This window comes from Polyangiaceae bacterium, from assembly GCA_015075635.1.
In the GTDB taxonomy this organism is placed as follows: Bacteria; Myxococcota_A; Polyangia; order Polyangiales; family Polyangiaceae; genus JADJKB01.
Map to the genome: position 1 here is coordinate 2,374,812 of JABTUA010000002.1, position 16,639 is coordinate 2,391,450.

Annotated in this window: 15 protein-coding genes; 10 read left to right on the forward strand and 5 right to left on the reverse strand. The window is 70.6% G+C overall.

The window, feature by feature from the left end:
* The first annotated feature begins 53 nt into the window (after positions 1-53).
* From HS104_26785 to HS104_26830, 10 genes are all read left to right on the forward strand, one after another.
* Positions 54-950, forward strand: coding sequence for a sigma-70 family RNA polymerase sigma factor (locus tag HS104_26785; GenBank protein MBE7483572.1), 897 nt, complete (start codon positions 54-56; stop codon positions 948-950).
* Positions 951-953: 3 nt separating this feature from the next.
* The gene (locus tag HS104_26790; protein ID MBE7483573.1) at positions 954-3,173 is read left to right on the forward strand and encodes a protein kinase; all 2,220 of its coding nucleotides are present in this window, start codon (positions 954-956) and stop codon (positions 3,171-3,173) included.
* Positions 3,174-3,431: 258 nt separating this feature from the next.
* Positions 3,432-4,853, forward strand: coding sequence for a trypsin-like serine protease (locus HS104_26795; GenBank protein MBE7483574.1), 1,422 nt, complete (start codon positions 3,432-3,434; stop codon positions 4,851-4,853).
* Positions 4,854-4,856: 3 nt separating this feature from the next.
* The gene (locus HS104_26800) at positions 4,857-6,125 is read left to right on the forward strand and encodes a hypothetical protein (GenBank protein MBE7483575.1); all 1,269 of its coding nucleotides are present in this window, start codon (positions 4,857-4,859) and stop codon (positions 6,123-6,125) included.
* Between the two features lie 13 nt (positions 6,126-6,138).
* Positions 6,139-7,560 carry a hypothetical protein gene (locus tag HS104_26805; GenBank protein MBE7483576.1) on the forward strand — a complete coding sequence of 474 codons (1,422 nt, stop codon included), beginning with the start codon at positions 6,139-6,141 and terminating at the stop codon, positions 7,558-7,560.
* Positions 7,561-7,823: 263 nt separating this feature from the next.
* A complete protein-coding gene (locus HS104_26810; GenBank protein ID MBE7483577.1) occupies positions 7,824-8,519 on the forward strand; it encodes a hypothetical protein in 696 nt (231 codons plus the stop codon).
* 12 nt (positions 8,520-8,531) lie between these two features.
* On the forward strand, positions 8,532-10,418 hold the full coding sequence (locus HS104_26815) for a hypothetical protein (GenBank protein ID MBE7483578.1): 1,887 nt from the start codon (positions 8,532-8,534) through the stop codon (positions 10,416-10,418).
* 15 nt (positions 10,419-10,433) lie between these two features.
* The gene (locus HS104_26820; GenBank protein ID MBE7483579.1) at positions 10,434-11,375 is read left to right on the forward strand and encodes a hypothetical protein; all 942 of its coding nucleotides are present in this window, start codon (positions 10,434-10,436) and stop codon (positions 11,373-11,375) included.
* An 8-nt stretch (positions 11,376-11,383) separates the two neighbouring features.
* A complete protein-coding gene (gene dctP / locus HS104_26825) occupies positions 11,384-12,376 on the forward strand; it encodes a TRAP transporter substrate-binding protein DctP (protein MBE7483580.1) in 993 nt (330 codons plus the stop codon).
* A gap of 58 nt (positions 12,377-12,434) precedes the next feature.
* Positions 12,435-12,725, forward strand: a complete 291-nt coding sequence (locus tag HS104_26830; GenBank protein ID MBE7483581.1) for a hypothetical protein — start codon at positions 12,435-12,437, stop codon at positions 12,723-12,725.
* A 216-nt stretch (positions 12,726-12,941) separates the two neighbouring features.
* Here HS104_26830 and HS104_26835 read toward each other — a convergent pair whose 3' ends face one another.
* From HS104_26835 to iscU, 5 genes are read right to left on the reverse strand one after another with little or no spacing between them, the layout of a single operon-like run.
* Entirely contained in the window at positions 12,942-13,286 is a 345-nt protein-coding gene (locus tag HS104_26835) for a 2Fe-2S iron-sulfur cluster binding domain-containing protein (GenBank protein ID MBE7483582.1), read from the reverse strand.
* The gene (gene hscA, locus HS104_26840) at positions 13,286-15,214 is read right to left on the reverse strand and encodes a Fe-S protein assembly chaperone HscA (GenBank protein ID MBE7483583.1); all 1,929 of its coding nucleotides are present in this window, start codon (positions 15,212-15,214) and stop codon (positions 13,286-13,288) included. Before hscA ends, HS104_26835 begins: the two co-directional genes overlap by 1 nt.
* Positions 15,215-15,216: 2 nt before the next feature.
* Positions 15,217-15,753: a Fe-S protein assembly co-chaperone HscB gene (hscB, locus tag HS104_26845; protein ID MBE7483584.1), complete on the reverse strand. Its 537-nt coding sequence runs from the start codon at positions 15,751-15,753 to the stop codon at positions 15,217-15,219.
* Positions 15,754-15,789: 36 nt separating this feature from the next.
* The gene (locus HS104_26850; GenBank protein MBE7483585.1) at positions 15,790-16,179 is read right to left on the reverse strand and encodes an iron-sulfur cluster assembly accessory protein; all 390 of its coding nucleotides are present in this window, start codon (positions 16,177-16,179) and stop codon (positions 15,790-15,792) included.
* Between the two features lie 11 nt (positions 16,180-16,190).
* Positions 16,191-16,634 carry a Fe-S cluster assembly scaffold IscU gene (iscU, locus tag HS104_26855; protein MBE7483586.1) on the reverse strand — a complete coding sequence of 148 codons (444 nt, stop codon included), beginning with the start codon at positions 16,632-16,634 and terminating at the stop codon, positions 16,191-16,193.
* Positions 16,635-16,639: the final 5 nt, after the last annotated feature.

Sequence of the window (16,639 nt, forward strand, 5' to 3'; positions counted from 1 at the left end):
CGCTCAGGAGTTCGGCTTGCAGGCCGGTCGCCGAGCACGGAAAATGGCAGGGCGTGACGCGCCCCCTCTGCTCCGCCTTTCGAGAAGCTGCCCCGGCCGGCACCGTGGCCGACTCGGCGGAGCTCGAGCTCACGCTGCGGGACGCGGCCGAACGCGGCGGGCGCGCGTGGCCCGGTGTGCGCGTCGACGAGCTGACGTTCGCGCGCTTCCTGGGCGAGCGCGTTCCGGGCGACGTCGCTCCGTCGCTGGCGCTCGGGGAGCTCAGGATCGAAGAGCTCTACCTGTGCTGCGCTTGCCTCGCCGGCTCCAAGGCCGCGGTCGCAGAGCTGGACCGGCGCTTCATCTCCGACTCCGCCCGAGCGCTCGGCCGCTTCGGTCAGAGCCCAGAGTCCCGAGACGAAGCCTTGCAGCTCGCCCGGGAGAAGCTCCTCTCCGGAACGCCGCCCAAGCTCGCGCAGTACTCCGGCAAAGGCGCGCTCGGAGGCTTCATCCGCGTGGTCGTGGTGCGCACGGCGCTGAACACGCAGCGCTCCGAGAAGCGCCACGTGCCGCGCGACGACGACCTCCTGGCGACACGCATCGCGGAAGACTCCGCGGATCCCGAGCTGCAAGTGATGAAGGCGCAGTACGCCGACACGCTGGCCCAAGCCGTCGCTGGCGCGTTTCGGCGGCTCACCAGCGAGCAGCGCAACCTGCTCAGGCTCTACGTGATCGACCAGCTCTCGCTGGCCGAGCTCGGCAAGCTCCACGCAGTGGATGCCTCGACCATCTCGCGGTGGCTGACCAAGGTCCGTACGCGCCTGCTCGAGGAAGCCCAGTCCGAGCTGCTCGAGCGCCACGCGCTGCGTCCTTCCGAGTGCGCCAGCGTGATGCGCCTGGTGCGGAGCGATCTGCACCTGAGCATCGCGCGCCTCCTGCAAACCGAGCCCGCCGGCACTGTCGAGGTATGAGCGATGGCGCCAGAACCGGATGGGGCGTGTCTCGGCGAAGACGAGCTGTGCGCGCTCGCGGATGGCTCGGCGGCTCCGGAGGCCCGCGCGAGCGCGGATCGGCACCTGGACGGCTGTGAAGACTGCCGGCGGGTGCTGGCGGCGCTGGCCCACGAGGAGGAGAACCCCCGCGACGACGAGACGCCGACGGTCCCCGCGCAGCGCCTGGGCGTCACGCTGCCCGCGGATCTGGCGAGCAGATACGTGCCCTTGCGCGAGATGGGGGACAGCTCGCTCTACGCCGCCTACGTGGCTCGCGACCGCGCCCACGACGAGCTGGTCGGGCTGAAGTGGATCCGAGGAGACTGGGCCACGCAGCCGGGCGTGGGGCAACGCCTCCGGGCGGCGCTCACCCGGGCCCGCGCCATCGAGAGCCCCAACGTCGTCCGCCCGCGGGAGTGCCACGAAGAGGACGGCACGCTGCTCTGGGTGGAGGACCTGGTGGCGAGCGACGATCTGGCAGCGCTCTTGAGAGCCCGCGGCATCGGTCCAGAGCTGGCGCAGGACGTGGTGACTCAGCTGCTCGGCGCGCTCGCTGCCGCGCACCGCGCCGGCGCGCCGCACGGGCATCTGCGCACCGAGAACGTGCTGGTCGATCTCGCCGGACACGTCCACGTCGCCGACTTCGGTCTGGCGAACGCGCTCCAGGGTCGGGCGCTCACCGACGCGGAGCTCGTCCTCGACGACACGCAGACCGCGGCCCGGCTCGGTCTCACGTTGCTCGAGCGCTGCGGCGGCGGCGCCCCGGCCGTGATCGCGATCTTGGAGAGCGCTCTCGAGCGCCCCGACGGCTTCCCCTCGGCGGTGGCGCTGGCCGACGCTGTCGAGCGTGCCGCGCTCGAGCACCGCGCCCTGCGCGACCAGCGCAGCGTCGGCAGGGATCGCGAGTGGATCCCGACGACCGGCGCGATCATCGCGGGCAAGTACCAGGTGGAAGGCCTGCTCGGGCGCGGGGGCATGGCCGCCGTGATGACCGCGACCGAGCAGGGCACCGGCCGGCGTGTCGCGATCAAGCTGATGCCCCCACGCGCGACCAAGAGCCGCGCCGCGGTTGAGCGATTCCTACGCGAGGGCCGGGCGGCGTCCGCGGTCGCGAGCGAGCACGTCGTGCGCGTGCTCGAGGTCGGGCAGAGCGACGAGGGCGTGCCGTTCATCGTGATGGAGCAGCTCGAGGGTGTGACCCTGGGACGCCTGCTCAAGAAGCGAGGCGCGCTGCCGGTGGCAGAGGCGCTGCACTACGTGCTTCAAGCGTGCGTGGCGGTGGCCGAGTGCCACGCCATGGGCATCGTGCACCGGGATCTCAAGCCGGAGAACCTGATGGTGCTGGGCGAGCCCGGGACCTCCGGCCTGATCAAGGTGCTCGACTTCGGGGTCTCCAAGTCCGACTGGCTCGAGCAGGCCGCTCGGCTCCGACTCACCGGAACCGCCGACGTGCTGGGCACGCCCACGCACATGTCGCCCGAGCAGGTGCGAAGCTCCAAGAGCGTCGATGCCCGCACGGACATCTGGGCGCTGGGCGTGATCCTGTACGAGGCCCTGACCGGCGTGCCGCCGTTCCTCGCCGAGAATCTGCCGGCCTTGTGCGCTGCCATCGTCAGCGACGAGCCGCGCCCGCCGCGGGAGCTCAGACCGGAGCTGCCCGCGGCGCTCGAGGCCATCATCCTGCGCTGCCTGGAGAAGCACGCGGACGCGCGGCCCTTCAGCGTGCGCTCGTTGGCGGAGCTCCTGGCGCCTTTCGCCGCGGACGCCGGCGGCGTCGCCGTCGACAAGATCCGCGGCGTCGCCGAGGCCAGCGTCCCGCGCATCTCGGCGCCGCCGCCCCCGCCCCGCCTGACGCCCATTCCGCCGGCGCCGATCCGGGTCAGCACGGGGCCGAGCCCGGACGTGACCGACACGGCGTCCTTCCGCCGTCAGGTCTCGACGCGACGCCGAGCCATCGGGGCCGCCGCCGCCTTGCTGGTCTCGGTCGGCGTGGCCGCCGCGTTCCTGGTGACCTCGCTGGACGACGCGGTCGAGGCCAGCCCCTCGGCGGCGCCCGCCACAGCCCCCACGCGACAAAGCCTCGAATCCGAGGCGCTGGACGATCGCCGCCCGCAGGTCCTGCCCGCTGCCAGCGCCGACGCCGGACCGCCACCCCGACGCCGAGGCCGGCCGGCGGGCAACCCGCTCGACACCAGGTTCTGACCCGGGCTTCGCCCCGCAAGTGCTCCGCAAATTGCTGCTGCGCGCTGCTTTGCTCGGGGTTCCTGTCGAGACCCGATCAAGAAACGCCAGGCGACTACTCCCGCACGTCGGCGGGGGCGCGCCGGCCTCGCCGGAATTCTCGTGGGTCTTGGCCTCAGTGGCAGGCCGAGATCTGCTCGCGCGAAAGCGACGAAGGCCAAGCTTGGCATTTTGGCTGCAAGGCCGGTCGGGGCCGGTGTCTTGGGGGTGGGCCCAGCCATGTCCACGCACCGCATCTCCACGGCCCTCTGGCTCGCCCTGGCGCTGGGCCTCGGCGCGTCCCGGGCGATCGCCGCGGACGCCCAGGCCATCTACGGCGGTAGCAAGGTCAAGCCCTGCGGCTGGCCGACGACGGTGGCCCTCGGCGGCTGCACGGGCACGCTGGTCCACCCGGAGCTGGTGATCTTCGCGGCCCACTGCATGGAGGGCGGGGGCGGACCGAGCAAGGTCACCTTCGGCGACAACGAGAACTCCCCCGCGTTCTCGGTCAGCACCACCAGCTGCAAGTCGGACCCGAAGTACTACGGCCAATCGGGTCGCGACGTCGCCTTCTGCAAGCTGTCGAAGCCGGTGACCCAGGTGCCCATCGTTCCGATCTTGATGGGCTGCGAGACCCAGAGCCTGGTCGCCGGCGCAGAGGTCGTGGCGGTCGGGTTCGGGCAAGCGAACGACGGCCTGGGATGGGGCCCGAAGCGCGAAGTCACGATGAAGCTGAACTCCATCAAGAACGGGGAGGCGTTCATCGGAGGCGCGGGCAAGGACACCTGCTACGGCGACTCTGGGGGTCCGGTCTACATCCAGCTCGGTGACGGTACGTGGCGGGTGTTCGGCATCACCTCCTACGGGGAGTACTGCGGGGGTGGTGGCTACTACTCGATGATGCACACCGCCATCGACTGGCTGGAGCAGACCTCGGGGATCGACCTCACGCCGTGCCATCAGCAGGGGCAGTGGGCGCCGACCGCGGCGTGCAGCGGGTTCCCCAAATCGCCGAACCTGGGCGGCGGCGCCTGGGCTCAAGGCTGCGCGACGACGGATCTGTCCGGTCCCAGCGCGACCTGCGGCGCGCCCTTCGGCGGAGGCCCCACCGGTGGCGGCGGTAGCGGCGGCGCACCACCGAGCGGCGGCGGTGGCAGCGGCGGCTCCTCGGCGGGCGGAAGCGGCAACGTCGGCGGCGGAGGACCGAGCGGCGGCGCCGGCAACGGCGGCGCCGGCAACGGCGGCGAGGGCAGCGGCGGCTTCGGCGCCGGCTCGAGCGGCGGTGATCCCGGCGGCTACGGCGGCGAAGGGTCCGGCGGGAACGCGGGTGGAGGCAGCTCTGGCGGCGGCGGGGCGAGCGTTGGGCAGCCGGGCTGCTCGAGCGCGCCCGACTGCAGCGCGTGCGCGTCCTGCGCCGACCACTGCACTTGCGCGACCGGGGATGCCGAGGGCTGCGCTGTGGCTTGCGCGCCCTACGGTCCGAGCTCGGGCCCCGGCACGAGCCCACCGAGTGCGCCGCCGAACGAAGCCGCGCCGCGCGACAACAGCGAGGTGACCGCGGGCTGCGCCTGCCGAGCTGGGCGCAACGCGCCGCCGCCGGCGCCTCTGGCGCTGCTCGCGCTCTCCCTTGTCAGCGCTCTGGCGCTGCGACGCCAGAGGTGAGCCATGACGGACACGACACCCGACATCCCCGAGCCCCGCCCCAATCTGGATTCCATCGCCGAGCTGTCGGAGTCCGCGCTGGTACCGCTGGACCCGTCGGTCATCGCGCTCCAGCCCTACGCCGACTGTCCGACCGATCCCACGGTGCGAATGCTGCCGGACTTCAGCGTGGTGGAGGACGCGCCGACGGTCCCCCGCGCCGAGCGCTCCGTGCTGGCAAGACCGACCGAGCTGGTGACGCTGCTGCCCCCGCCGGCGCCGGCGAAACCGGCCGAGCCGGTGACGCTCCTGCCCCCGCCCAGCGCTCCGCTGCCTCCGCTGCCCGTGCTGCCGAAGAAGGCGAGCAGTGTGAGACCGCGTGCCAAGGCCAGGAAGCCGCGCTCGCTACCGCCCATCGCCCCGCTTCCGGCGAAGCCCAAGGAGTCGTTTCCGCCACCGCCATCGCTCCCACGGGATCTGCCCCGCGCGCCCGCGACGCTCGAGTGGGCCCTCGGAGAGCCCGAGCGGACCGTCGAAGACACGGATGAACGCACCAGCGTGATGCCGGTTTCCGGCGCCGTGGAGCGCGAGGCCAGGCGCCCGTGGCGCGTCGGCTTCACGCTGCCCGCGGCCGCTGCTGGTGCCGTGCTCGGATTGGTGGTGTTCCTGAGCGCGTATCTGGCGCTGACTCCAGCCTCTCCCGCTGCTCCAGCCTCGAGCAACGACGCGCTCCTGATCACGGTGGCCGGCCCGGGTGGCGGCGCCGTCCACACGCCTCAGGTATTCGTGGACGGCGTGCGGCGCTGCGAGAGCTCACCGTGTCTGGTGCCGGGGCTGCCGAGCGGGCTGCACTTCGTGACCGTCACCGCCGCCGACCACGTGACCACGAGCCCGCGCGTGGTCCGCGTCGCCGCGCGCGAGCCGTCGCTCCTGCACGTCGAGCTGGCGCGGGAGAGCGAGCCGCCGGCACCGATCACGTCAGCACCGGCAGCGGCCCCGGCGCCCGAGCCCGATCCGCTCCCGCCAGCATCGCTCGAGCCTCCAGCTCCAGCCCCGCCGCCGCCGCCCCGCGTCCCCCTGGTTCCGGCAGGCACCTCGTTCCTCAGCTTCAACTCCATCCCGGCGTCGGCCGTGGTGCTCGACGGGCAGCCGCTCGGTCGGACGCCCAGGCTCAACGTTCCCGTGAAGCCGGGCTCCCACATGGTGGTGTTCGTGCATCCGGAAGGAGCTCGGCAGGCACGCGCGGTGGAGGTCGAACCGGGCGCGCGCCAGACCGTCGCGGTGCGTTTCTGAGCGGAGGAGTCCCATGAAGCGAAATCTCTGGCTGGTGTGGTTGGTCGCGGCGCTCTCCGGCTGCAGCGTCGGCAGCCAGGGCGAGGGTTCCGTTCCGGGTGGCTCGGGAAGCAGCGGGGGCTCGGGCAGCGGCGTGTGCGCGGCGCCGACCTGCGACGCGTGCAAGAGCTGCTACGAGCGCTGCGTCTGCGAGACCAACGACGCCCAGACCTGTTTGCACGCCTGCGGCTCGACCGGCAGCGGCGGCTCGACGGCGGGAGGCGGAGGCTCACCGGCCGGCGGCGCCTCGGCCGGCGGCAGCAGCAATACCGGAGGTGCTCCCGGCAGCGGCGGGGGAAGCGCCGGCGGCGGTGCGAGCGGCGGCGGCGGTGCGAGCGGTGGCGGCACCTGCTGCACGCCGGGCACGAGCCCAGGCTGCGGCGACTCGAGCATCGAGTCCTGCGTCTGCGCGCAGGACGACTACTGCTGCAAGACCGAGTGGGATCAGATCTGCGTCGACGAGGTGGACTCGTTCGGCTGCGGCACCTGCACGCCGGCTGGCAGCGGCGGCTCGTCCGGCGGCGGCGGTTCGTCCGGCGGCGGCGGCGCGCCCGGCGGCGGCACGCCCGGCGGCGGCGGCACCGCCGGCAGCGGTGGCACGAGTGGCAGCGGCGGCGCCACCGGCAGCGGCGGCAGCGGCGGCTTCCCCGCCGGCGCCGTAGTCTGGAAGACATTCCCGGAGCAGCACCAGAGCTCGAACGCCGGTTGGAGCAGCTACATGACGGACGTGATCCGTCACCTGCCGCTGTCTTACGGCAACACCTACTACGACAGCGACAAGGTCACCTACGTCCACGAGACCACGCACGGGATCAACTCACACCTGCGCAACTACCTGAACGACACCGGCAAGAAGGCCAACGCCTTCTACGTGGGCGGCAACAAGTTCGCGCTGGTGGTCGAGCCCAAGATGCTCAAGAGCGACGCCAATCCCTACGTGCCGCAGAGCCTGCGCGACAGCCGTTACAACCTGTACTTGCAGGGCTCCAGCGACTGGAACGACACTCCGCTCTACCTCTTCGACGAGTGGGTCGCCTACACCAACGGCACCGAGGCGGGCGTCAACCTGGTCAAGGAGGGCAAGTGGAGCTCCGGCTGGCGCGACTCCTCCGGCTCGCTGGAGTTCACGGTCTACGCCATGGCGGTCGGGATGGCGGCGGAGGCGAAGGACCCGACCTACTTCACCGGGTACGCGCAGTTCCGGGAGTTCCTCAAGTGGAACAGCGAGCGGGCCATGGCGCTCTACCAGCAGACCAAGGTCATGACCGAGTTCAAGTGGGACAAGATGGACGCCTACTACCTCAAGCTGCAGACCAGCTCCGATGCGGCGGCCCTCCGCGCCTGGGTGAAGAAGACCTACGGCGAGACCTGGACCAAGAACACGATGGGGTTCTAGAAGGACTGCCCCGCGTTTGCTGCCGCCTCCTGCCCTCTTCGGGGATCTCGGCGAGTCCCGATCAGGAAGCGCCCGGCGAGAATTCCGACCTGGCGGCGGGCGTGCGCCGGCCCACCCCGCCGGGTATCGCGAAGCGCGTTCGCCGGTATTCTCGTGGGCTTTGTCGTCAGTGGCAGGTCGCGATCTGCTCATGCCGAGACTGCAGAAGTCGAGGCTGTGGGTTCTGATGCAAACCCGCCCACGAGCGGTGTCTATGTGGGGCGATGTCTCCACGCACACTGTTGGAAGCCCTGCTGCTCTCGCTCGCCGGCAGCGCTGCTGCGTGTGGCGGTAGCCCCGAGGAAGCGAAGGACGACCCCTGTATCCCGAACCAGCAGATCTCCTGCACCTGCCCCAGCGGCGAGCTCGGCGTGCAGGAATGCGCTGCCGACGGCTCCGGATTCGGCGCCTGTAGCGGCTGCCAGGGTGCCGTCGAGGGTTGCAGCAGCGAGCCCGACTGTGACGGCTGCACCTCGTGCTTCGACTCCTGCGTGTGTCAGGGCGGCGACGCCAAGGCCTGCCTGAAGTCCTGCGCCGGCAGCTCGAGTGGCGGCGGCGGCGCCCCGAGCGGCACGGGCGGCGCCAGCTCGGGCGGCGCCCCGAGCTCCGGCGGCGGCGGCGGCTACTCCGGCTCGGGGGGGAGCGGCGGCTACTCGGGCGGCGGCGGCTCGAGCGGTGGCGGCGCTCTCGACTGCCCGAGCTGCGTCGCGCAGAGCTGCCCGAACGAGCTGTCGGGGTGCACGCAGACCTCCGGCTGCATCGAGCTGGTGCAATGCGCGGAGGCGAGCGGTTGCTCGCTCAGTGACTACGGCTGCCTGCTGTTCGGCTGCGGCGTCTACATGATCAACTTCAAGGCGGTCCCCGCCGCCATGTCCCTCGGTGGCTGCGCGGCCCAGGCCTGCGCGGTCGAGTGCTCGTAGCTCGGAGGAAGCATGTTCCGCCCCAACGCTCTCTGGATGCTGCTGGCCCTGGGTTGCTCCGCCAACTCTCTGGGCGAAGAGGAGAAGGTCTGCGCGCCCGGCATGCAGGTCGCTTGCGCCTGTCCCGGCGGACAACTCGGCGCCCAGAGCTGCACCGCCGACGGGATGGCGTACACCAAGTGCGACTGCAGCGCCTCGAGCGGCGTCGGTGGCGGCGGCTGGGGCACCGGCGGCAGCCCGAGCGGCGGCAACGGCGGCGCACCGGAGGGCGGCGGTCCGAGCGGCGGCGGCGGCTCCGGCAATGGCGGCGCTCCCGCGGGCGGAGCTTCGAGCAGCGGCGGCGCGCCCAGCGGTGGCGGCTCACCGGGTGGCGGCTCGAGCGGCGGCGCCTCGAGCGGCGGTGGCTCGAGCGGCGGCGGCTCGAGCGGCGGCGGCTCGAGCGGCGGCGGCGCGCCGAGCGGAGGCAGCACGGGCTCCGGCGGCACCACCGGCGGCGGCGGATGGGGCGGCAACGGCGGCTTCGGCGGCGGCTCCTTCGGTCCGGTCGGCGACTATGCCGGCAACGTGAAGATCCAGGAGATCGCGCTTTACCAGGCGGTGAAGATCGGCCTGATGAAGAACGGCCAGGAGGTCACGCAGAAGAACGCACCGGTGGTCGCGGGGCGCCCGGCGCTGGTGCGCGTGTTCGTCGCACCGGTCACGGGCTTCACCAACCGCAAGCTGACCGCCAAGCTCGAGCTCACGTCCACCGATCCCAACGTGAAGTCCCAGACCGTCAGCCTGGACGTGAGCGCGGCGTCCACGGACTCGAACCTGGGCAGCACGTTCAACTTCCTGATCCCACCCGAGCAGGTGACCACGGATCTGAAGCTCACCGCGTCGCTGCACGAGCCCTCCGGCGCGAGCGTCGGCGCGACCCAGTCCACGGTGAAGTGGCCGGCGCAGACCGGGATGAACGTCGGCGCCGACTCGTCCGGCGTCATGCGCGTCAAATTCGTGCCCTTCCGCTACAAAGCCGACGGTTCGAGCCGCCTGCCCGACACCTCGACGGAGCAGATGCAGCGCTATCACGACATCCTGTTCGCCATGTACCCGACCACGAAGGTCGAGGTCTCGCTGCGCGACGCCGTGGACTACAACAAGTACGTGAGCGCCGGCTCCGGCTGGTCCACCTGGCTCGACACGCTGTGCGATCTGCGGCAGGCCGACAAGGTCGACTCGAAGGTCTACTACTTCGGCATCATGGCGCCAGCCGCGAGCTGGGGCTCCTACGGCGGCGGCATCGCGGGCCTCGGCTACGTGCCCGACGCCAGCGACGAGTACTCGCGCTGCGCGGTCGGGCTGGGCTTCAAGGACGCCGACACCAACGGCTTCATCATGGCCCACGAGGTCGGGCACACCATGGGCCGGCCCCACGCGCCCTGCGGCGTTTCCGGCGAGGCGTTCCCCTACTCCGGCGCCACCATCGGCGCCTGGGGCTACAGCCTGGTCAGCCAGAAGCTCAAGGAGCCGAGCGGCTTCCGCGACGTGATGAGCTACTGCGATCCGCAGTGGATCAGCGACGTCAACTACGGGAAGCTGTTCAAACGCATCAAGTGGGTGAACGCCAACTACTACGTCACCCCAGGCTCGCCGGAGAAGTACCGCAAGCTCCTGGTCGATCCGAACGGCACGCTCTCCTGGGGCAATAGCATCACGTTCACACGCACACCCAGCGGCCAGAAGCGCCGCGTGGCGTTGCTCGACGGCGCCGGCCAGAGCGTCGCCGAGGTGGATGGCTACTTCGTCCCGACCAGCGACGATCCGGCCGGAACGCTCTACGTTCCCGAGCCGAGAGCCGGGGTCGTGGCCATCGCCGCGGACGGCCTACCGCCGGTGGTGCTCGACCCCGCGGGCTGAGCTATTCTCCCAGGCGTGAAGCGGGTTCTGGCTGGGATCGGTGTGCTCGCGGCCGTCGGTTGCTCGAGCGCGAGCGGCAGCGGCGGAGGTATGGGCGGTACGGGTACCGGCGCGACCGGTGGCATCAGCTTCGGCGGCGCCGGTGGCTCTGGCGCCGGCGGCGGCTCCGGCGGCGTGCTGATCACCGGGGGCAACGGCGGCGGCACCAACACCGGTTGCTCCGCGGAGTCGCAGTACGTGTACGTGCTCGACTCGGCCGCCAAGCTCTACAAGTTCGATCCACCCGCGCTCACCTTCACCCCCATCGGCACGCTCAACTGCCCCGCCGGCGTCCTCGACACGCCGTTCTCGATGGCCGTCGATCGCAACGCCAACGCCTGGGTGGTCTACACGAATGGCAGTCTGTTCAAGGTGGACACCAAGACTGCGGGCTGTACGCCCACGTCGTTCACGCCCGGGCAGCACGGCTTCGTCACCTTCGGCATGGGCTTCTCCACCGAGGGCGCTGGCAGCACCAAGGATACCCTGTTCGTCAGCCAGTCGGACTTCGCCGGCGGCACCACGGGCCTCGCCAGCATCGACACGCAGTCCCTGGTGCTGACACCCATCGGCATGTACGACCTGTTGAACGCCCGGGCAGAGCTCACCGGGACCGGCGATGGCAAGCTCTTCGGCGCCTTCGAGGGCGCGCCCTACAAGGTCGCGCAGATCGACAAGTCGAACGCCAAGATCATCTCGGCGGCCCCGCAGGCGCCGGTTCAGTCGGCCCCGGGCGGCTCGAACTTCGCCTTCGCGTTCTGGGGCGGCAGCTTCTGGTTGTTCGTCGGCCCCGGCACCTCGACGGACGTCTTCCAGTACGACCCCAAGGCCGGCAGCACCCTCAAACAGAAGTCCGAGTCCTTCGCCATCGTCGGCGCGGGTGTCAGCACCTGCGCCCCCATCGAACCCCCCAAGTGAGGCTCTCCATGCGCCTGCTCTTCGCCTGCCTCGTTGCCTGCGCGTTCCTCCTGCACGCCGCTCCCGGCCGCGCCGACACCCACAAGCTGCGCGTGGGGACCCTGGCGCCGAAGAACTCCGCTTGGGGCAAGGTCTTCAAAGTCTGGCAGAAGGCGCTCTCGCAGAAGAGCGGCGGCAAGCTCGAGCTCGAGGTCTACTACAACGCTTCGCAGGGCATGGAAGACACCATGGTCTCGAAGATGAAGACCGGGTCCCTGGACGGCGCCGCGCTCACCTCGGTGGGCATGTCCCGCATCACGAAGGACGTGATGGTGCTCCAGCTCCCGGGAGTGGTGGACTCCTGGGATCTGCTCGACAAGGTGCGCGCCGACCTCGCGCCGGAGCTCGAGAAGCGCTTCGAGAAGGAGGGCTTCCAGGTCGTGGGCTGGGGCGATCTCGGGCTCATCCGCCAGTGGACGCGCGGCTTCGAGCTGCGCCGGCCCAGCGATCTCAAGGGCCGGCGCCCGCTGGTGTGGCGCAACGAGCCGATTGGACCAGCCATCTACACCTCCATCGGCGGGGTCGTGCCGACGCCGCTCTCGCCGACGGAGGTGCTACCCGCGCTGCGCGCCGGAAAGATCGAGGCGCTGAACGCGCCGGCCCTGGCGGCGGAGCAGCTCCAGTGGACGCCCTACCTCGACCACGTCTCGTCCACGGCCAGCGTGTGCGCCATCGGCGGCACCGTGTTCCGCAAGAAGGCCCTCGACGACCTGCCCAAAGATCTGCAGACCATCTTCTGGGATCTGCAGAAGCGCGCCACGCAGGTGAACAAGGACCGCGTGCGCAAGCAGGACGCCCAGGCCTACACCCGCATCGCCAAGAAGATGAAGGTCGTGGACCTCTCCAGCGCCGACCGCGAGGAGTGGCGCAAGGTGATCGTCCCGGCGCTGAAGCAGCTCGGGCAGGGCACGCTCTCCGGCGAGCTGGTCGAGCGGGTGCTCAAGCTCACCGGCAAGAGCTGACGCACGTGCGTCCCCGCGAACTTCGTTATGCACTGCGCGGACGACTACCCTCGTCGCCGTGATCACCCGAGTCGGCCGGCGTGTGCTCGAGATCGGGGTGGGGATGTTCGCGCTGCTCGGCTTCGCCTTCGTTCCGCTCGGCAAGAAGACCGCCCTCGAGCACGTGAAGGCCATCGTGGCCACCGGTCCGGCCAAGGACGCGGGAAAAGAGCTGCTCGAAGCCGGGCTCAAGCTCCGCGCGCGCGTGTTCCACACGGCCACCTCGCCCGACGCCGGCGCCGCCCCGGTTCGCCCGGAGTCGCTGATGTGCGTGGAGACGCAGGAGCCCCGCTACACGTCTGCGCGCTGAGCGGTGTCCCTCGTTCTCACTCGGTTGACCACAGCCACCGCCACGCGACGCTTCCAAACTGTCGAAACAGCCGGCGCCGGTCCACCCCGTCGGGTATCCCCTCCGGGGACTTCCAAGGGTCGTCGCGCAGCGCGTCCGGCCTGTTCTCGCACTCACGCCTCACTGGCGGATCGAGATCTGATCATGCGAGCCGCCCGGTCGCACACCGAGGACACCCTAGCCCGGCCGCTGCACGTCCGGGTGCTCGTTGTAGAAGGCGTCCAGGCTCTCCTGGCTGATCCGGACCTCGACCACGCCTTCCTTCACGACCTTCGACTGGCAGCCCAGGCGCGAGCTCATGCGCACGTCGAAGGCCTTGTCGAGGATGTCCTCTTCTTTCTCCTCGGCCTCGCTCAAGAGCTCGGCGCCCTTCTCGACGTACACGTGACAGGTCGAGCACGCACACACCCCGCCGCAGGCCGAGCCCTCGGGGGCGTGGGCCTTTTGCGCGGCCTGGAGCACGCTCTGGCCGAGCGGCACCTCGACCTCGATGCCCTGATCGATGAAGCGGATCTTCGCCATCAGCTTTCCTTTACCGGCAACGCGCCGTGCTCCGCCAGGTGGGCGTCCACTCCGCGCGCGTGGGCCACCGTCGCGCCGACGTCCTCCACGCTCTTGCCGCCGATCGCGGACTGAATCGCGCGGTTCATGCGGCGGCCCGCCCACTCGTGGGTCGCGTCGTCCAGGGCGTCGATGCGAAGCTGCACCGTGGCCACTTTTTCGGCCGTTTCGAGCGCGCGTTCGAGCGCGCCGATGGCCGCCTCGACCCGCGCGCGTTCGTCGGAGCTCAGGAGATCGACGTCCGCTGCCAGTGCCTTCTTCGTCGCGAGCAGCATGCGCGAGCCCTCGACCTTCGCGTCCGCCAGGCGCCGCGCCTCGAAGTCTTCTTCGCCGTGGTCCAGGGCGTCGAGCAGCATCTCCTCGACCTGCTCGTCCGTCAGGCCGTAGCTCGGCTTGACCTCGATCACCTGGTGCACCCCGGTGCCGAGCTCCTTGGCCTCGACCTGGAGCAGGTTGTTCTCGTCCACGTGGAAGGTGATCTCGAGCCGGGCCATGCCGGCGGGCATGGGCGGAATGCCCCTGAGGGTGAAGCGCGCGAGCGAGCGGCAGTCACGGGCCAGCTCCCGCTCGCCCTGCACGACGTGGATCTCGAAGCCGGTCTGGTTGTCGGCGTAGGTCGTGAAGGTCGAGCGCGCGCCGGCCGGGATCGTGGTGTTGCGTGGCAGCACCTTGTCCACGCCGCCGCCCATGGTCTCCACCCCGAGAGAGAGCGGCAGCACGTCCAGAAGCAGGATCTCGTCGCTCGCGTCGGCCAGGAGCTGCGCTTGCACTGCGGCGCCGTAGGCGACCACCAGATCCGGATCGATGTCGCCCAGCGGCTCTTGGCCGAAGATCTCCTTCACGTAGCTCCGCACGCGCGGGACCCGGGTCGAGCCGCCGACCAGGATCACGCCCGCGAGCTCCGCCGGGCCCAGGGCTGCGTCGCGGAGCGCGCGCCGGCAAGCCCGCCCCGTGCGCTCGAGCAGAGGCTGGATCAGCTCGTCGAAGTGCGCGCGCGTGAGCCGGTACTCCACCGCGCCACCGCCGCGCTTCGGCAGCTCGACCGCGACCTCCGTGGCGTCCGTCAGGCCGTGCTTGGCGCGCCGCGCCGCCTCCAGCGCCAGGCCCACGATCTCCGGGGTGTGCGCCGGAGCGCCCATCGCGGCGATCATCTCCTCGGCGACCAGCCGGTCCATGTCGTCACCGCCCAGGGCGCTGTCGCCACCGGTGCTCTTGACCTGGAACACGCCGTCTTCGAGCAGAAGGATGGTGATGTCGAAGGTGCCGCCGCCGAGGTCGTAGACCGCGAACAGGCCGTTCTGCTTCTTGTCGAGCCCGTAGGCGAGGGCCGCCGCCGTCGGCTCGTTCAAGAGGCGCAGCACCTCGAGACCCGCCAGACGGCCGGCGTCTTTCGTGGCCTGGCGCTGGGCGTCGTCGAAATAGGCCGGAACCGTGATCACGGCGCCGCCCACCGCGCCCAGCTGATCGACCGCGCTCTGCTTGAGGCTCTTCAGGATCTCCGCGCTGGCCTCGACCGGAGTCACGACGCGGCCCCGACCGACGTCGAAGCGCACGACCTTCGCCTGCTCGGGGCTCGCGGGCGGGGCGAAGCGATGGGTGCTCAGGCGCCCGGTCTCGGCGTCGTCGGCGCCACGGCCCATGAAGCGCTTCACGCTGGCCAGGGTCGATTGCGGGGCGAGCGTCGCGTAGACCTTGGCCGAAGCCCCGACCACCACGTTACCGTGCTCGCCGTAGTAGACGACGCTGGGCAGGAGCGCGGTGCCGTCGCAGGTGGTCAGCGCCACGGGGCGCTCGTCGCGCACGTGAGCCACGATGCTGTTGGTGGTCCCCAGGTCGATGCCGATGGGCTTCGGCGGTGCCTTGGGGTCGAAGATGTCGAGCAGGACCATGATCAGAGGATCTCGTCTTCGAGAGTCGCGGCCTCGTCCAGAAAGCGCCGGTAGTAGCGCAGCTCACCCAGACCGCTCTGCAGCGCGGCAGCGTGGCTGCCCGCACCGCCGTTGTCCGCCGCGCGCCGAAACTCTGCGCTGAGCGCCGCCGTGGCCTTGGCCTCGCGCTCCTTCATCTCCTTCACCAGAGCCCCGAGCCGCGCCGCGTCGCGCTGCCGGCCGGCGAGCGCGAGCTCCTCGCGCTTCTCCATCATTTCCATCAAGAGCGCGGGATCCGGCCTGGGCTCCTGCCCCTCGTCCACGTGCAGGCCCATGCGCCTGAGCAGAGCCTCGCCGCGCCGGATGGGATCGCGCAGCGTGCGCCAGGCCTCGTTCACCTCGATGGCCTTGCCGAGCGCGGCGCGCCGCTCTGCTGGTGGGCTCTGCGCGTAGCGATCGGGGTGCAAGGCGCGGCTGAGCTCGCGGTGACGCTTCTCGGCGGCTTCGACGTCGAGGTCGAACGCGGGCAAGAGCCCAAGAGTCGTGAACGGATCGTGCATGGCCGGCGGCCGCCGAGGCGCGCTCGGCAGGCCCCTCTACTTCACGGTGAACGAGTGCCCGCAGCCGCAGCTCGTGGCCTCGTTCGGGTTCCTGAACTTGAAGCCCTGGAACATCAGCGTCTTCTCGAAGTCGAGCGCCGAGCCCGCCAGGTAGATCAGGCTCTTCCTGTCGACGATGAAGCGCACGCCGTCGGCCTCGAACACGCGGTCGCGCTCGCGCGGGGCCTCGTCCTCGAAGGCGATCACGTAGCTGAAACCCGAGCACCCCCCGCCCTTGATGCCCAGGCGAATCGCCGCATCCGGCGTGCCGCGCTTCGCCAGCTTCTCACGGGCGAACTGCACCGCCTTGTCGGTGATGGTGATCGAGAGCGCCCGGCTCGTCTCGGCCGGTGCTTCGGGCTTGGGGGAGGTGGTCTCGCTGCTCATCGCCAACATGGTCACTCCGCGGAAGCGTTCGCCTCTGCCGCTGCAGCCGCCGCCGGCTCCGCCAGCGCCTTCTGGGCTGCCCGCTTCTTCCGGAAGTCCTCGATGGCGCTCTTGATGGCGTCCTCCGCCAGCACGGAGCAGTGGATCTTCACCGGCGGCAGGTTGAGCTCCTCGGCGATTTGGCTGTTCTGGATGCTTTCCGCTTCGTCGATGTGCTTGCCCTTGATCCACTCGGTGGCGAGCGAGCTCGACGCGATGGCCGAGCCGCAGCCGAAGGTCTTGAACTTGGCGTCTTCGATCACGCCCTCGTCGCTGACCTTGATCTGCAGCCGCATCACGTCACCGCACGCCGGCGCGCCGACTAGACCGGTGCCGACGTTCGGATCGTCCTTGTCGAGGACTCCGACGTTCTTCGGGTTCTCGTAGTGTTCGATGACTTTTTCACTGTAGGCCATGGGAC

Coding starts and splice junctions, on each gene's coding strand:
- HS104_26790 (MBE7483573.1), top strand. CDS start 954: ATGGCGCCAGAACCGGATGGGGCGTGTCTCGGCGAAGACGAGCTGTGC.
- HS104_26795 (MBE7483574.1), top strand. CDS start 3,432: ATGTCCACGCACCGCATCTCCACGGCCCTCTGGCTCGCCCTGGCGCTG.
- HS104_26800 (MBE7483575.1), top strand. CDS start 4,857: ATGACGGACACGACACCCGACATCCCCGAGCCCCGCCCCAATCTGGAT.
- HS104_26805 (MBE7483576.1), top strand. CDS start 6,139: ATGAAGCGAAATCTCTGGCTGGTGTGGTTGGTCGCGGCGCTCTCCGGC.
- HS104_26810 (MBE7483577.1), top strand. CDS start 7,824: ATGTCTCCACGCACACTGTTGGAAGCCCTGCTGCTCTCGCTCGCCGGC.
- HS104_26815 (MBE7483578.1), top strand. CDS start 8,532: ATGTTCCGCCCCAACGCTCTCTGGATGCTGCTGGCCCTGGGTTGCTCC.
- dctP (MBE7483580.1), top strand. CDS start 11,384: ATGCGCCTGCTCTTCGCCTGCCTCGTTGCCTGCGCGTTCCTCCTGCAC.
- HS104_26835 (MBE7483582.1), bottom strand. CDS start 13,286: ATGGCGAAGATCCGCTTCATCGATCAGGGCATCGAGGTCGAGGTGCCG.
- hscA (MBE7483583.1), bottom strand. CDS start 15,214: ATGGTCCTGCTCGACATCTTCGACCCCAAGGCACCGCCGAAGCCCATC.
- hscB (MBE7483584.1), bottom strand. CDS start 15,753: ATGCACGATCCGTTCACGACTCTTGGGCTCTTGCCCGCGTTCGACCTC.
- HS104_26850 (MBE7483585.1), bottom strand. CDS start 16,179: ATGAGCAGCGAGACCACCTCCCCCAAGCCCGAAGCACCGGCCGAGACG.
- iscU (MBE7483586.1), bottom strand. CDS start 16,634: ATGGCCTACAGTGAAAAAGTCATCGAACACTACGAGAACCCGAAGAAC.